Below are 15,672 nucleotides of genomic sequence, written 5' to 3'. Positions count from 1 at the left end.
AATGCCCGCGCGCCTGTGTGTCGGGGCACCGGCCGTTCAAGCCGGTGCCGGCATCGTCAGCGGTAGTAGCGGGCGATGCGCCGCTCGGCGTTGGCGATGGCCTCGTCCGCGGTGCGCTGGCCGGTCACCGCCTCGGCGAACATGTCGACGAGCACGTAGTCGGCCATGACGGCGGCCGACGAGGGTCCGAGCGGCCCGGCAAAGCCGTTCGGCCTCAGGCTGGCCGAGGCCTTGGAATAGGGCTCGTGGATCGGGTTCGAGGTCCACACCGGGTTGTCCGCATAGGCCTTGAGCGACTGGCAGCAATAGGCGCTGGCGCCCTCGATCCAGGCGTTCATCTGCTCCGGCTGGAACATGAACTCGATATAGGCCTTCGCCGCCTCCGGGTACTTTGTGTGCTGGAAGACGTTGAGGGTCGAGGTCTGGTGCAGTTCCACCGGCTGGCCGACCGGCCCGACCGGCATGGTGGTTGTGCGGATGTCCTCGGCGATCTCGGCCATCGCCGGGTCCTTGGTCGCCGCGTAATAGAGCGACACGCCGTTCGCCGTCAGCGAGATCTGGCCGGCCAGGAAGGCGCGGTTGTTGTTGATGTCGAGCCAGCTCTCGGTGCCGGGGATGAAGGTGGCATAGAGCGCCTTGGCATATTCGATCGCGGCCCGCGTCTCGGGGCTGTCGATCGCCGGCTTGCCGGCCTCGTCGACGGTCTTGCCGCCATGGCTCCACAACAGCCAGTGGGCATAGTTGTTGCCGTCGCCGACCGCCTTGCCGTGCGGGAAGCCGGCCGGCGTGCCGTTGGCCTGCATTGCCTTGCACAGTTCCAGGAAGCCCGCCGTGTCGGACGGGAATTCCTCGAAGCCCGCCGCCTTCATGTGGCTGTCGCGATAGCAGATGGCATTGCCGATGGCGCAGAGCGGCACGGCGATGAACTTGTCGCCCTGCTTGGCATAGCCTTCCAGGCCCTCGTACCAGCCGCCATGCTGCTCGCCGAGCGAGGTCGCAAGGTCGGTCACGTCGACGAGCTTGTCGGGATACTGGAACGGGTCGTCGAACCAGCTCATCACCATGTCGGGGCCCGAGCCCACATTGGCGGCCACGGCGGCCTTCGGGCGCACGTCCTCCCAGCTTTCCTGATCGATCTGCACCTCGACGCCGGTCGCCTCGGTGAAGGCCTTGGTGTTGGCGTTCCAGGCTTCCTCCTCGCCGGCGACGAAGGGCACCCAGCGCAGAAGCCGCAGCGAGGCGCCTTCCTCCGGCTTGAATTTCGGCGCGGCCGCCTGAGCCAGCGCGCCGCGCATGCCGAACGGCCCGATGAAGGCCGCGCTGGCGGCAAGGCCGGCCGTGCCGGCCAGAAGCGTCCTGCGATTGATGGTCATCGTGATCTCCTCCACTTGCGCGGGAGCGTGCGATTCTGTGCCCCGAAGTGACGGCGCTCCCGCTGCCGTCACGGCCGTCCTCCCTTGCCGGCCGAGTCCTCCACCCCGACCGGCCGCCCGAAGCCTTGCCGGCTTCAGGCCGAAACGCGCGCCCCCGTCGCCGCGTCGAACAGATGCACCGCCTCCGCGTCGATCGAGACCGGCAGCTCGTCGCCAGGCCCCGCCGAGATCCGCTCGCGGAACACGCACATCACGTCGCTGTCGCCCAGCTTGGCGATGACGTGGGTCTCCGAGCCGGTCGGCTCGACCACCTCGACCCGCAGCGGAATGTCGCCGCCGAGGCGGAAGGATTCAGGCCTGACGCCATAGATCGTCTCGCGGCCCGGCTCGGCCTTGCCCGGTCGCGCGATCGGCAGCCGGTGCCCGTGGCCGGTGACGAAGGTCGCGCGGTCGTTCGGATCGACGGCGCCGGTCATCATGTTCATGGCGGGCGAGCCGATGAAGCCGGCCACGAAGAGATTGTCCGGCCGGTCGTAGAGCTCCAGCGGGCTGCCCACCTGCTCGACGATGCCATCATGCATGACGACGATCTTGTCGGCCATGGTCATCGCCTCGATCTGGTCGTGGGTGACGTAGACCGTGGTCGTCTGCAGCCGCTGGTGCAGGTTCTTCATCTCCGAGCGCATCGAGACGCGCAGCTTGGCGTCGAGATTGGACAGCGGCTCGTCGAACAGGAAGACCTGTGGCTCACGCACAATCGCCCGGCCCATGGCGACACGCTGGCGCTGGCCGCCCGACAGCTGCCGGGGATAGCGATCGAGCAGATTGGTCAGGCCGAGGATCTCGGCCGCGGGCCGGACCCGCTCGGCGATCTCCGCCTTGGAGGCCTTCTTCAGCATCAGCGAGAAGCCCATGTTCTCGGCGACCGTGATGTGCGGATAGAGCGCATAGTTCTGGAAGACCATCGCGATGTCGCGGTCCTTGGGCGGCAGCGCGTTGACCACCCGGTCGCCGATCAGGATCTCGCCGGCGGTGATGTGCTCGAGACCGGCCAGCATCCGCAACAGGGTCGACTTGCCGCAACCGGACGGACCGACCAGCACGACGAACTGGCCTTCCTCGATGTCAATGGATACGCCGTGCAGCACTTCAACCGGGCCAAACGCCTTGCGCACGTCCCGAAATGTCACCGATGCCATTGAAGCCCCACCCTCGCAGCAATTCAGGCGGTATACTGTATTCGCGTGCTCCCCTGCGCAATGGCTGGCGGACGCCGGACGCCGAAATCTTGTGCTGCACCGCAACGTAACCGCGACCGTTACAGCGCGATCCTGGGCCTTTCGTATACGTTACGCTGGCCCGGCTTGCCGCTTCGCGTTACGCTTCGGTGCCGGCCGTTCCCCGCAACAGCAACACGGTCGTCCGGAGGGTCGGCATGCCGGTCGACGGGGAGGAACCCATGACCATTCATCGACGCGCATTGCTCACCGGCGGCGCGGCGCTCGGCGCCGCCCTCGCCATGCCGCATGTCGTGCGGGCGCAGTCTCTGGCGCCGCAGCCCTCGCGCTATCCCGACGACGCCTGGGAGGTGCTCGACCCCCGATTCTCGCAATACATGATCGGCAACACGCCGCTGCAGCGCGAGTGGAGCGGCGCGCTGTGGGCCGAGGGGCCGGCCTGGAACGGCGTCGGCCGCTACGCCGTCTTCAGCGACATTCCCAACAATCGCCAGATGCGCTGGGACGAGGTCACCGGCGCGGTGACGCCGCTGCGCCACCATTCCAACCATTCCAACGGCAATACCTTCGATTTCGAGGGCCGGCAGATCAGCTGCGAGCACTCGACCGCCCGCGTCGTGCGCTACGGTCATCAGGGCCCGGCCGAGGTGCTGGCCGAGACTTTCGAGGGCAAGCAGCTCAACGCGCCCAACGACGCGGTGGTCCACCCGGACGACGGCGGCATCATCTTCACCGATCCAGGCTATGGCAGCCACTGGTACTATGAAGGCACCGTGCGCGAGCTCGAACTGCCGACCAGCATCTACCATATCGACGCCGCGAGCGGCGCGCTGACCCGGCTGAGCGACGAGATCTTCAAGCCGAACGGCCTGTGCTTCTCGCCGGACTATCGCACGCTCTACGTTGCCGATTCCGCTGCAACGCACCATCCGGAGCCTGCCCGGATCATCGCCTGGAATGTCGAGGACAACGGCCGCCGGTTGACCGGCCGGCGCGAATTCGCGACGCTTGAAAGCGGCTTCCACGACGGCCTGCGCGCCGATGTCGACGGCAATGTCTGGGCGGCCACGGGCTTTGCCGGCGAGGGCCAGGACGGCGTGCATGTCTACGCCCCGGACGGCACCAAGATCGGCCAGATCAAGACCCCGGAGGGCTGCGCCAACCTCACCTTTGTCGGCGAGCACCGGAACCGGCTGCTGATGACGGCGAGCCAGTCGATCTATTCGATCTTCACCGCTGCGCAGGGTGCCCATATCGCCTGATCGGCGACAGATACGCGGCGGCAGCGCGATCCATCGCTGCCGCCCGTCCGGCCGGGCACTCACGGTGCCCCACGCCATACTGCATTATAATGATGCAATCATAAGTCGTGAATATATTTTAGTCATAAAGCGCATGTTCTGCGCGCGCTTCGGCTGCATCTCCTCCGTCGGAAGGCGGTCGCAAACCGGCGAAATCCGCCCTGCATAAAGCGCAGGGCAGCCATGCAGGCCGTCGCGATCCAGCGATTCCAGCGACTTGAACAGCCCGGTTCGTGAGGCGCCCCGGCCCGGGCGGGCCCGCCCGGCCATCTGGCACGCTCCATGCTGCGTCTGTCGCAACGCAGCATGAGGAGCCGACATGGGCGACAGACAGACGCAACTGGAAATCCGCGGCCTCGCCAAGACCTTCGCCACGCGCAGTGGCACGGTCCCGGTCGTCCGCGACCTGACCTTCGACATCTACGAGCGGGACTTCGTCTCGATCATCGGCCCGTCGGGTTGCGGCAAGACGACGATCTTCAACATGATCGCCGGACTGCTCGACGCCGATGGCGGCGTCATGCGCTATCGCGGCAAGCCGGTGGACGGCCTGCGCGGCCGCATCGGCTACATGATGCAGAAGGACCTTCTCTTCCCCTGGCGCACCGTCCTGCAGAACGCCCTGCTGGGCCTGGAAATGCGCAATGTCGACCGCCAGGAAGCGCGAGAGAAGGCCCTCGACTACCTCAACACCTTCGGTCTCAGCGGCTTCGAGAGCGCCTATCCGAGCACTTTGTCGGGCGGCCAGCGCCAGCGCGTCGCGCTGATCCGCACCCTGGTCATGGACCCCGACATCCTGCTCCTCGACGAGCCCTTCTCGGCCCTCGACTACCAGACCCGCCTCCATCTTGAAGGTGTCCTCGTCGACGCGGTCGAGAAGTCCGGAAAGACGGTCATCCTGATCACCCACGACGTCGACGAGGCGGTCGCCCTGTCCAAGCGCGTCGTCGTCCTGTCCGGGCGTCCGTCCAAGGTGAAGGCCATCCACGAGATCGACATCGCCAGCCACTCCCCCGTGGCGTCCCGCAGCGATCCGCACTTCGCCCAGTACTTCCACCTGCTCTGCAACGAGCTCGACATCCAGACGCACTGAGGGCACCGAATGAGCATCACCACCACACGCAATCCTGCCGCGACCGGGACCATGCCTCGTCGCCGCATCGACTGGCAGATCGCCAGTGATGGACTGGGCGGCGGCATCGCCAGGTCAGGGCTGCAGCTTCTCGCCGTACTGAGCTTCTTCGCCTTGTGGGAACTTGGCGTGCGCTACGGCGGCGTCTCCGGCTTCCTGTTCGGCCAGCCCTCGGGGATCTTCGCCAATTTCGCCCGCTTCATCATGGACGGCTCGCTCTTCGTCGATGCCGGCTACACCACGCTGGAAGCGGTCGTCGGCTTCATCCTCGGCACCACCATCGGTACGTCGCTCGGCCTGTCGCTGTGGTATTCGGGCGGCGTCGCCAGGCTCGTCGAACCCTTCGTCATTGCGCTCAACAGCGTGCCGAAGATCGCCCTTGCACCGCTGATCATCCTGTGGTTCGGGACCGGCTACACCTCGAAGATCGCGCTGGTCGTCGCCATGACCGCCATCGTGGCACTGATCACCGCCTACCAGGCGGCCCGCGATTCCGACAAGGATCTGCAGCGCCTGCTCACCTCCATGGGCGCCGACAAGCACCGCATCTTCTTCAAGGCGGTGGTGCCGTCCTCGCTGCCGGCGGTGATCGCGACCTTCCGCATCAATATCGGCTTCGCCCTCGTCGGCGCCGTCGTCGGGGAGTTCATTTCCTCCCAGCACGGGCTCGGCCACCTCGTCTTCACGGCGTCGAATCTCTACGACCTGAACACCGTCTGGGTCGGGCTGTTCTCGCTGATGATCCTGGGCTTCGCCCTCTACCACATCGTCAATTTCATCGAGCGGCGCGTGCTGCCGTGGAAGCAGGACCAGTCCACGCGACAGGTCGCAGCCTGAGGCTTGCGCCTCCCATCACCAGCAGGGGTACCAACAATGAAGAAGTTTCTCGCCGTCGCGGCCACCGCCGCCCTCACCGCCTTCGCCAGCCCGGCGCTGGCCCAGGACAAGACCGAGGTGACGATCTCCCAGGCCTTCCAGTCGCTGCTCTACCTGCCGCTCTACGTCGCTATGGACAAGGGCATGTTCGAGGCCGAGGGCCTGACCGTCATCAAGGAAAGCGCAGGCTCCGGCCCGACCGCCCTCAACTCGGTCATCTCCGGCAGCGCCGACTTCTCGCTGCACGGCCCCGAATGGACTGCCATCGCCTTCGAGAAGGGCGCCCCGGTCAAGACCATCGCCAATGTCGTCAACGGCGCCGCCGTCTGGATCCTCGCCGACGAGGATTTCGACTACAAGGGTCCCGAGAGCTTCGCCGACCAGACGGTGGTCGCCGGCATGATGCCGACCACATCGACCTCGTTGTTCCTCAAGATGCTCGGCGAGAACGACGTCTCCAAGGACAGCGTGACGCTCACCCAGGTGCAGATCGGCGCCGAGCCGGCGCCCTTCATCGGCGGCCAGGCGCCGCTGGCGGTGATGTATGAGCCCGGCGTTGACCAGGCCGTCGCCGAGGGCAAGAAGGTCATCGTGTCCTTCCCGAAGGAATACGGCCCCTACGCCTTCTCCACCATCATGACCCGCACCGACATCGACGCCGCCAAGGCCCAGAGCTTCGTCAACGGCCTCGAGAAGGCACTGGCGATGATCCAGGCTTCGCCGGAAGATGCGGTCGCGGTTGCCCGGAAGGAATTCCCGAACCTCGACGCCAAGGTGGTCGAGGCCGCCGTCAAGCGGATGATCACCGACGGCGTCTACGCTCCCAGCGTCGACATCACCGACGAGGCGATGACGACCAGCCTCGGCGTCCAGATCGCCCTCGGCAATCTCGACTCCCAGCCGGACTATGCCAATTTCATCGACCGGCAGTTCATCGACAAGGCGATCGTCGACTAAAGCGACCGCATCATCGATGCCGCGGGGCGCCCGGCGTCCCGCGGCGACGCATTCGAGGGGGATCTGACCATGGCAAACATCACCGCCACCGCGGCCGGCATCGGCACTGCGGGCGACACGACGCTCGGCCCTGTCGGGGTTGCCTACGAAATGGCCGTCAGCAGCAATCCGGCCCTGCGCGCCTTCGCCCATCTGCCGGACAGAGCGCCCGCCACCGGCACCAGCGGCCCGCTCGCCGGCCTCGCCGTCGGGGTCAAGGACATCATCGACACCGCCGACATGCCGACAGGCTACGGTTCGCGCATCGACCCGGCGCATGTTCCGGCCGCCGACGCCTGGATCGTGTCGCGCATCCGCGAACTCGGCGGCACGGTGCTGGGCAAGACGGTCACGACGGAGTTCGCCTGGCGCAGCCCCGGCGCGACGGTCAATCCGCACAATTCGCGCCACACGCCCGGCGGCTCGTCGAGCGGCTCGGCCGCCGCCGTTGCTGCCGGCATCGTACCCCTGGCGCTCGGCACCCAGACGATCGGCTCGGTGATCCGCCCCGCCGCCTATTGCGGCGTCGTCGGCTACAAGCCGAGCTATGGTTCGATCCCGCGCACCGGCGTGCATCCGCTGTCCTGGTCGCTCGACCATGTCGGCCTGTTCGCCCGCGACGTCGCCACCATCGCCAAGGCCTACGGGCTGTTCGCCGCCGCCGACCCGTCCGATCCGCATGGCGACCTGCCGGCCGGTACCGCGCCGGAGCCCGGCAGCGCGACCGTCGCCGCCGAACGGCCCCGGATCGCCGTCATCGAGCCACCGGCATGGGACCGCGTCGATCCGCATCAGCGCGCCCTGCGCGACCGGGCGGCCGCAGCGCTGACGGCGGCCGGCGCGACGCTCGAGCCGGTGGCGCTGGACGCGCTCTACGTCCAGACCCTCGACGACATCATGACCGTTCTGCGGGTCGAGGGCCGGCATATCTACGAGGAACGAGTCGAGCGCTTCCCCGATCGCACCAGCGATCATCTGAAGGCACTGGTCGCCGACGGCGCCGGGATTTCCGCCAAGGCCTATGTCGCCGCGCTGGAGAACCAGAAGCATCTGCGCCGCGCGATGGCCGACCACTTCGCCGGCTACGACGCGATCCTCACCGTGCCGGCGACCGGCGAAGCGCCGGAAGGGCTCGACAACACCGGCGATCCGGCGCTCTGCGCGCCCTGGACCTTCATCGGCGCGCCGGCGATCAGCCTGCCCGCGGGCTTCGGGCCCAACGGCCTGCCGCTCGGCATCCAGCTCGTCGCCCCCTGGAGCCAGGACCAGCAACTCCTGAGTGTCGCCGCCTTCGCCGAGGCGACCCTGGCCGCGATGGGCTGATCAAAACTCCGGACGGCCGCTTCCGCTTTGGAGGCGGCCGTCCGGGTCAGGCGATCACTTGTCCTTCTTGCGGAACGTCGTGCAGGCCGTGGGCATCATCTCGTCGCCATGGCCGGTCTCGACCAGCCAGTCCAGCGCGCCGCGCACGCCTTCGGCGACCTTGCGGGACGTGCCCGTCTCCTCGACGAGCTGGCTGTAATAGGTCAGGTCCTTGCGCGCGTTCGAATTGGAAAAGCGCATCGGGGTGACGTCGCCGTCCAGGATGTAGGGGGCGGTGCGGTCGAGACCGGCGCCGTAGCCGCCGCCGCGGCGCAGGCAATCCACCAGCACCTCCGGCGCGATGTCGTTCTCCGCCGCACAGGCCGCCGCTTCGGCAATCAGCGTGACGCTGCCCAGCGAGACGAAATTGTGCAGGAGCTTCAGCGTCTGGCCCCGGCCAATGCCGCCGGCATGGAAGCGGTTCTCCGAAAACGCCTCGAACAGCGGGGTCAGCGCCGCGACCGTCGCCGCGTCACCGCCGATCAACAGGTTGAGCCGGCCTTCTTCAGCCTCCTTCGGCGTGCGGGTCATGGCCGCGTCGACGAAGTCGCAGCCGACGGCCTTCACCGCTTCGGCTGCCTTCATGGTGGCGCTGGGAATGCCGGTCGAGCAGTCGACCACGATGGTGCCCGGCCGCAGCGCGGCGGTGACGCTGTCGGGCCCGAGCAGCAGCGCCTCGATCTGCGGGCTGCCGGTGACGCACAGGATCAGGATGTCGCACGCCGCCGCCAGCGCCGACGCGTCATCGAAGCGCCTTGCCCCATCCGCGTCGAGATCGTCGCTCGGCTGGTTGCCGGGATGGTCGAGATAGGCGAGCGGCCACCCCTTCTTCTGGATGTTGCGGGCAATGCCGTGGCCCATCATCCCGACGCCGATCACGCCAACCGTCTGCTTCGTCATGCTGTTGTCCTCTTGTGAGAAAGGGTCAGGCCATCGCCCGCAGGATGGCGTCGGTCATCTCGCTGCAGCGCGCGCGTCCGCCGAGATCGGTGGGCACGAAATCGCCCGCCTCCAGCGTCCGGTCGACCGCCGCCTCGACGCGGCCCGCCGCCGTGGCGAGCGTGGAGTCGTCGTGCTTGTCCGCCAGCCAGCGCAGCATCATCGCGCCCGACAGGATGGCCGCCACCGGGCTCGCCAGGTCCTGCCCGGCAATGTCCGGCGCCGAGCCGTGAGCGCCCTGGAACAGGCCGTGGCTGTCGCCGATCTCGCCGGAGGGCGAGATGCCCATGCCGCCGACGGTGGCGGCGCCGAGATCGGAGATGATGTCGCCGAACATGTTCTCGGCGACGATCACGTCGTAGAATTCCGGTCGCTTCAGGAGATGCACGGTGATCGCGTCGGCATAGGCGTAGTCGATCTCGACATCGGGATAGTCGCCATGCACCTCGTCGCAAATCCGGCGGAAGAAGGCGTAGCTGCGCAGGATGTTGGCCTTGTCGCAGACCGTGACGCGGCGCTTGCCGTCGCGCAGCGCACCCTTGCGCTGGCGGGCCAGTTCGAAGGCGAAGCGGGCGACGCGCTCGGTGCCCTTGCGGGTGATGACGAGGCTGTCGGACGCCATCTCGCCGCGCAGCACCACGCCGGCGCCGCGGCTGGCGTAAAGCCCTTCGGTGTTCTCGCGCACGATGACATAGTCGATGCCGCCGCCCTCATAGGCGCGCAGCGGCGAGGCGACGCCCTTCAGGAGCTTGATCGGCCGCACATTGGCGTAGAGATCGAGCGCAAAGCGCAGCTTCAGATGCAGTTCGTTGCCGACCTCGGTGCCGTCCGGATAGACGACGCCCGGCAGGCCGGCGGCGCCGTGCAGGATCGCGTGATGCGTCCGGCAGGCCTCGGCGGTCTCGGCCGGCAGCACCTCGCCGGTCGCCACATGCGAGCCGGCGCCGCCTTCCAACATGACGAAGTCGAGGACGCCCGCGCCGCAGGCCTCCGTCAGCACCCGCATGGCGGCCTGCGTCACCTCGGGGCCGATTCCGTCGCCCTTGATGGTCGCGATGCGGTACGGCGTCACTGCACTCATGCGGAAGTCCCTGTTCTGGCTGAAAGGATTGCGCCGGTCCGCCGGCTCACAGATGCGCCGCCGGCCACAGCGAGATCGCCGGCACGAAAGTGATCAGGAGAAGCGCCCCGAATACCACGAGCACCGGCACGATCAGCGAGCGGAACATGCTCTGCACCGGGATGCGCGCCACGGCGGCGGCGGCGAAGAGGTTCACGCCAAGCGGCGGCGTCACCATGCCGAGCGCCAGATTGACGATGACGATGATGCCGAAATGGACCGGATCGACGCCGAAGCCGACGGCGATCGGTGTGAGGATCGGCGCCAGGACGAGGATCGCCGCCGAGGTCTCCACGAACATGCCGACCAGAAGCAGCAGCACGTTGACGAAGAGCAGGAAGCCCACCGCTCCGCCGAAGGTCGCTTCCGCCCAGCTGCCGATGACGTTGGGCAGGCCGGACAGGCTGACGAGGAAGGAGAACAGCCCGGCGGTGGCGATGATCAGCATGATCGCGCCGGTCGCCACGGCCGATCCCCGGAAGATCCGCGGCAGGTCGGAAAAACTCATTTCCCGGTAGACGAACAGGCCGACGACGAGCGCATAGACCGCCGAGACGGCCGCCGCCTCGGTGGGCGTGAAGATGCCGCCATAGATGCCACCGAGAATGATGACCGGCAGCATCAGCGCCCAGAAGGCGTCGATCGTGCTCTTGACGATGGGCAGCGCATCGTCGCCGTCCTCCTTGCCGATGCCCTTCAGCCGGCACCAGACCTGGGTCATGACGATGAGCGCACCGGCCACCAACACGCCCGGCCCGATGCCGGCGATGAACAGCTTGGTGACCGAGGTCTCGGTGGAGACGCCGAAGATGATCATCGGCACCGAGGGCGGAATGATCACGCCGAGCTCGGCCGAAGTCGCCTGGATCGTCGCGGCCATGGGCGGCGGATAATTGTGCCGCGCCATGGCCGGCACGAGGATCGCGCCGATGGCGAAGGTCGTCGCGACGGACGAGCCGGAAATCGCGGCGAAGATCATGCAGGTGACGACGCAGGTCGAGGCCAGCCCGCCCTGCACGCCGCCCACCAGCGACTTGGCGAAATCCACCAGCCGGCGCGAGACGCCGCCATGGGTCATCAGATTGCCGGCCAGGATGAAGAACGGCACCGCCAGCAGCGGGAAACTGTCGATGGAGGTGAAGATTTTCTGGGGGACCACCAGCAACGGCAGCGGCGAGAAGAAGGCGACACCGACGATCGCGGCGAGACCGATCGCGACGGCGACCGGGATCGACAGCGAGAAGAAGACCAGAAGCGCGGCAACGAGGGCGGCGTTCATTCGAAGGACTCCCGGTCGCGCTGGACGTCGTAATCGGCCCGCGACGGCTCGATCGGACGCAGGAATTCGAGGATCGCGCCCGGGATCGCCAGCACCGCACCGACCGGGATCGCCGCATAGAGCCAGGAGATCGGGATGTTGAGCATCGCCACCTGCTGGGTCGAGACGCGGATCGTCATCAGGACGCCGAACCAGGTCAGCACGCCGAGAAAGGCGAGGATGCCGAGGAGGACAATGAAGGAAACGCTGCGCTGCATCCGGTCGGGCAGGACGCTGCGCACGAATTCCAGCGGGATCATCGCGCTCAGCCGGAAGCCGGCGCCGGCGACGAGAAACACCATCCAGATCACCACGCCGCGAGCCAGCACCTCCGACCACGCCGCGGCATCGCCGAGCACGAAGCGCGTCACCACCTGCCAGAACACCAGCGCCGTCGCCAGTGCCAGCAGGAGGGCGGAGAGATTATGGGTGAGAACGGTCAGCTTCTCGGCTGCGGTCAGGACGGCCTTGCGCATGGACGGCACCTTCGAGAGCTGGAGGGCGAGACAAGCGGCCTCCATCGAAGCCGCGCGCGGGCGGTGGCCGCGAACCGCAGCCGGGCGGCGCTGGGCCGGACCCCGCGAGACCGGACGATCCGGCCCCGCGTTTTGTCGGACGGCTTACTTCTGGGCGTCGCGGATCCGCTGGATCATGGCCTCGCCATATTCCTTGCCGTAGCGATCATAGGTCGGCTGGACGGCATCCTGGAACGCCTTCTTGTCGACATCCTCGATCACTTCCATGCCGTTCTCGCGCATGGTGGCGACACCGTTCGTCTCGGTCTCGGCAACCACCGCACGGGTTGCCTCGACGCCGGCCTTGGCGGCTTCGCGGATCCAGCCCTGCTCTTCCTCGGAGAGCTGGTCCCAGTGGATCTTCGACATGGTGATGACCGCCGGCGAATAGACGTGGCCGGTCAGCGTCACGTATTTCTGCATGTCCCACATGTTGTTGGAGACGATGATCGGGATCGGGTTCTCCTGGCCGTCGATCGTGCCCTGCTGCAGCGAGGTCAGCACCTCGGTCCAGCTCATCGGGGTCGGCGATGCGCCGAGTTCCTTGAAGGCGTCGATATGGACCTGGTTTTCCATGGTCCGCAGCTTCAGGCCCGCAACGTCCGCGGGCGTTTGCACCGGCTTCACCGAATTGGTGATGTGGCGGAAGCCGTTCTCCGACCAGGCAAGGCCGATCATGCCCTTGTCCTCGAACTTGGCCAGGAGCTCGTCGCCGATCTCGCCGTCGAGAATCTCGTGGGCGCTGGCGTAGTCGTTGAACAGGAACGGGAAGTCGAGGGCGTAGATTTCCGGGACGAAGCTGCCGACCGGACCGGTCGAGGTCATCGCCAGCTCGATCGTGCCGATCTGCTCGCCCTCCAGAAGCTCGCGCTCGCCGCCCAGCGAACCGCCGGCCTTGACGTTGATGGTGATCTCGCCGTTGGAGAGCTCGTTCATCTTCTCGGCGAAGGCCTTGGCGCCCTGGCCGTAATGCCCGTCCGGCGGCGTCACGATGGCGAAGTTCATCTCCTTGGCCGAAAGCGACGTCGCGGTCAGGGCGCTGGTCGCCAGAAGGGCGCCGGCGAGAATGCCTCTCAGGGTCATGCGTATTCCTCCCATTCGGTTCGGACCGTCCTGGTTGAAAATTGCCCGCATCCTCCTGCGTCGGCAACCTCAAATCGATGATGTTTACACCAGATATCCGATACGATATTCGTATGAGACTGAATGGCATTGGTCAAGGACGGGCTGTGGCCGACCGCAACACCGCCTTTCGCGGAGATCGCATGGGGGACTGGAACGCATCTGCGGACGACCTGATCGTGCAGGGTCCGTCGCTCGGCGACGCGGTCTACGAGCGGCTGGTGGATGACTTGATCGCTTTGAAGATCCCGCCCGGCGAACGCCTCTCCGTCGACAAGCTGGCCCGCCGCTTCGGCGTGTCCCAGACCCCGACCCGCGCCGCCCTGATCCGGCTCGAGGCCGAGGGTCTCGTCGTCAAGAAGCACCTGACCGGCTACTCGGCCGCGCCGCTGCCCTCGGTCGCCCGGCTGGAGAGCATCTTCGAAATGCGCGCTTTGGTCGAGCCGCGCAGCGCCGCGTGCGCCGCCGAACATGCCACGCCCGGCCAGCTTGCCGCGCTGAAGGAGATCGCCGCGGAGATGCAGGTGCTGTCGCGCGAGGACATCAACGCCCATTGCGCCCGGCTTGTGGTTCTCGACAGCCGCTTCCACACCGCCATTGCCGAGGCTTGCGGCAACGACCTCATCGCCGAGACGCTGGGGCGGCTGTTCACCCAGATGCACATTTTCCGGCTGCGCTATCACGCCAATGTCGGCCACGCCGTCATCGAGGAACATGTCGGGATCCTCAAGGCGATCATCGACCGCGACCCGCGGCGGGCCGAAGCCGCCATGCTCGCCCATCTCGAAGCCGCCCGCGAGCGGCTCGAACCGCACGTCCGACACGCCGTCTGAACGACACCGGCCGCCGGCTTATCGTCCCGGCGCGCCCACCGTGCCGCCTGCGCGGACATTTTCCTGGGAGGAACATCACATGACAATCCAGTCCGGCCTCTGGTTCGATCCGACGAAACTGCTGATCGGCGGCGAATGGCGCTCCGGCGCCGGCGGCCGGGCCATCGCCGTCGAAAACCCCTCGACCGGCGAGAACATCGGCCAGATCGCCGAGGGTACGGCGACCGATGTCGAGGCCGCCGTCGCGGCGGCGGAAGCGGCCCTCGACGGCGAATGGGGCGCGATGACCGCGACCGAGCGCGGCCGCATCCTGGTGCGCCTGTCCCGCCTCGTCACCGAACGCGCCGAAACGCTGGCGCACCTGGAATCGAACGATGTCGGCAAGCCGCTCGGCCAGGCCCGCAACGACGCCGTGGCGCTCGCCCGCTATTTCGAGTTCTACGGCGGCGCCGCCGACAAGATCACCGGCGAGACCATCCCCTATCAGCAAGGCACGACGGTCCTGACCCTGCGCGAGCCGCACGGCGTGACCGCCCACATCATTCCCTGGAACTACCCCATGCAGATCATGGGCCGCTCGGTCGGCGCGGCGCTCGCCATGGGCAATGCCTGCGTCCTGAAGCCGGCCGAGGACGCCTCGCTCAGCGCGCTCGCCGTCGCGGCGCTGGCCGAGGAAGCGGGCCTGCCCGCCGGTGTCCTCAACATCGTCACCGGCTATGGCCACGAGGTCGGCGCGGCGCTGTCGGCGCATCCGCGCGTCCACCACGTCTCCTTCACCGGCTCGGTCGGCACCGGACGGCGCATCCAGGCCGCCGCCAGCGAGAACGTCATTCCGGTGACGCTGGAGCTCGGGGGCAAGTCGCCCCACATCGTCTTCGACGACTGCGATCTCGACGCGGCCCTGCCGACGCTCGTCGGCGCCTGCGTCCAGGCCGCCGGCCAGACCTGCTCGGCCGCCTCGCGCGTGCTCGTGCAGCGTGGCGTCTATGACGAGGTGAAGCGCCGCATGGCGGAGGTCTATGCCGGGCTTGTCGTCGGCCCGGCATCCGCCGACCACGATCTCGGGCCCCTGGTCTCGGGCAAGCAGAAGGCGATCGTCGCCGGCTATATCGCCCAGGGCAAGGCCGAGCTGACCATCGCCGGCGAGGGCACGATCCACGCCGATGCCCCGGCCGGCGGCCACTACGTCGCGCCGATCCTCTTCGCCGATGTCGATCCCGACCACAGGCTCGCCCAGGAGGAGATCTTCGGCCCGGTGCAGGTGCTGATCCCGTTCGAGGACGAGGCCGACGCCATCCGCATCGCCAACGGCACCGATTACGGCCTCGTCGCCGGCGTGTGGACGGAAAACGGCGCCCGCCAGATGCGGCTCGCCCGCAAGCTGCATGTCGGCCAGGTCTTCATCAACAATTACGGCGCCGGCGGCGGCGTCGAACTGCCCTTCGGCGGCGTCGGCAAATCCGGCCACGGCCGCGAGAAGGGCTTCGAGGCCCTCTACGGCTTCTCCCGCCTGAAGACCATCTCGATCAAGCACGGCTAGGCCCGCA

General features: G+C 67.4%; 14 protein-coding genes. 7 read left to right on the top strand and 7 right to left on the bottom strand.

Going from position 1 to position 15,672, the window contains the following annotated elements; genetic code table 11:
• Window positions 1-56: 56 nt before the first annotated feature.
• Window positions 57-1,373 (bottom strand): ABC transporter substrate-binding protein, encoded by a 1,317-nt coding sequence (locus SI859A1_RS01085; protein ID WP_009208035.1) that lies wholly within the window; start codon window positions 1,371-1,373, stop codon window positions 57-59.
• A gap of 134 nt (window positions 1,374-1,507) precedes the next feature.
• Window positions 1,508-2,572 (bottom strand): ABC transporter ATP-binding protein, encoded by a 1,065-nt coding sequence (locus SI859A1_RS01080; protein ID WP_009208034.1) that lies wholly within the window; start codon window positions 2,570-2,572, stop codon window positions 1,508-1,510.
• 260 nt (window positions 2,573-2,832) lie between these two features.
• On the opposite strand from SI859A1_RS01080, the gene SI859A1_RS01075 reads away from it, so the two are divergent.
• The 5 genes from SI859A1_RS01075 (at window position 2,833) to SI859A1_RS01055 (ending at window position 8,239) form a co-directional block, all read left to right on the top strand.
• A complete protein-coding gene (locus tag SI859A1_RS01075) occupies window positions 2,833-3,873 on the top strand; it encodes an SMP-30/gluconolactonase/LRE family protein (RefSeq protein ID WP_040326122.1) in 1,041 nt (346 codons plus the stop codon).
• Between the two features lie 358 nt (window positions 3,874-4,231).
• The gene (locus SI859A1_RS01070) at window positions 4,232-5,005 is read left to right on the top strand and encodes an ABC transporter ATP-binding protein (protein ID WP_009208032.1); all 774 of its coding nucleotides are present in this window, start codon (window positions 4,232-4,234) and stop codon (window positions 5,003-5,005) included.
• A gap of 9 nt (window positions 5,006-5,014) precedes the next feature.
• The gene (locus tag SI859A1_RS01065; protein ID WP_009208031.1) at window positions 5,015-5,881 is read left to right on the top strand and encodes an ABC transporter permease; all 867 of its coding nucleotides are present in this window, start codon (window positions 5,015-5,017) and stop codon (window positions 5,879-5,881) included.
• A 36-nt stretch (window positions 5,882-5,917) separates the two neighbouring features.
• Window positions 5,918-6,877 (top strand): ABC transporter substrate-binding protein, encoded by a 960-nt coding sequence (locus SI859A1_RS01060; protein WP_009208030.1) that lies wholly within the window; start codon window positions 5,918-5,920, stop codon window positions 6,875-6,877.
• A gap of 69 nt (window positions 6,878-6,946) precedes the next feature.
• Window positions 6,947-8,239, top strand: coding sequence for an amidase (locus tag SI859A1_RS01055; protein WP_009208029.1), 1,293 nt, complete (start codon window positions 6,947-6,949; stop codon window positions 8,237-8,239).
• Between the two features lie 54 nt (window positions 8,240-8,293).
• On the opposite strand, the gene SI859A1_RS01050 is transcribed toward SI859A1_RS01055, so the two are convergent.
• From SI859A1_RS01050 to SI859A1_RS01030, 5 genes are all read right to left on the bottom strand, one after another.
• Window positions 8,294-9,178 carry an NAD(P)-dependent oxidoreductase gene (locus SI859A1_RS01050; RefSeq protein WP_009208028.1) on the bottom strand — a complete coding sequence of 295 codons (885 nt, stop codon included), beginning with the start codon at window positions 9,176-9,178 and terminating at the stop codon, window positions 8,294-8,296.
• Between the two features lie 25 nt (window positions 9,179-9,203).
• Window positions 9,204-10,298 carry an isocitrate/isopropylmalate dehydrogenase family protein gene (locus SI859A1_RS01045; RefSeq protein WP_009208027.1) on the bottom strand — a complete coding sequence of 365 codons (1,095 nt, stop codon included), beginning with the start codon at window positions 10,296-10,298 and terminating at the stop codon, window positions 9,204-9,206.
• Between the two features lie 46 nt (window positions 10,299-10,344).
• Window positions 10,345-11,616 (bottom strand): TRAP transporter large permease, encoded by a 1,272-nt coding sequence (locus tag SI859A1_RS01040; RefSeq protein WP_009208026.1) that lies wholly within the window; start codon window positions 11,614-11,616, stop codon window positions 10,345-10,347.
• On the bottom strand, window positions 11,613-12,131 hold the full coding sequence (locus SI859A1_RS01035) for a TRAP transporter small permease (RefSeq protein ID WP_148233691.1): 519 nt from the start codon (window positions 12,129-12,131) through the stop codon (window positions 11,613-11,615). The genes SI859A1_RS01040 and SI859A1_RS01035 overlap by 4 nt, the downstream gene beginning before the upstream one ends.
• Before the next feature lie 144 nt (window positions 12,132-12,275).
• Window positions 12,276-13,253: a TRAP transporter substrate-binding protein gene (locus tag SI859A1_RS01030; RefSeq protein WP_040324945.1), complete on the bottom strand. Its 978-nt coding sequence runs from the start codon at window positions 13,251-13,253 to the stop codon at window positions 12,276-12,278.
• A 182-nt stretch (window positions 13,254-13,435) separates the two neighbouring features.
• On the opposite strand from SI859A1_RS01030, the gene SI859A1_RS01025 reads away from it, so the two are divergent.
• Together SI859A1_RS01025 and SI859A1_RS01020 are read left to right on the top strand one after the other, a co-directional pair.
• On the top strand, window positions 13,436-14,125 hold the full coding sequence (locus SI859A1_RS01025; RefSeq protein WP_009208023.1) for a GntR family transcriptional regulator: 690 nt from the start codon (window positions 13,436-13,438) through the stop codon (window positions 14,123-14,125).
• Window positions 14,126-14,204: 79 nt separating this feature from the next.
• Window positions 14,205-15,665: an aldehyde dehydrogenase family protein gene (locus SI859A1_RS01020; RefSeq protein ID WP_040324943.1), complete on the top strand. Its 1,461-nt coding sequence runs from the start codon at window positions 14,205-14,207 to the stop codon at window positions 15,663-15,665.
• Window positions 15,666-15,672: the final 7 nt, after the last annotated feature.

Source organism: Aurantimonas manganoxydans SI85-9A1, from assembly GCF_000153465.1.
In the GTDB taxonomy this organism is placed as follows: domain Bacteria; phylum Pseudomonadota; class Alphaproteobacteria; order Rhizobiales; family Rhizobiaceae; genus Aurantimonas; species Aurantimonas manganoxydans.
This window is presented reverse-complemented; position numbering and strand designations above follow the sequence as displayed.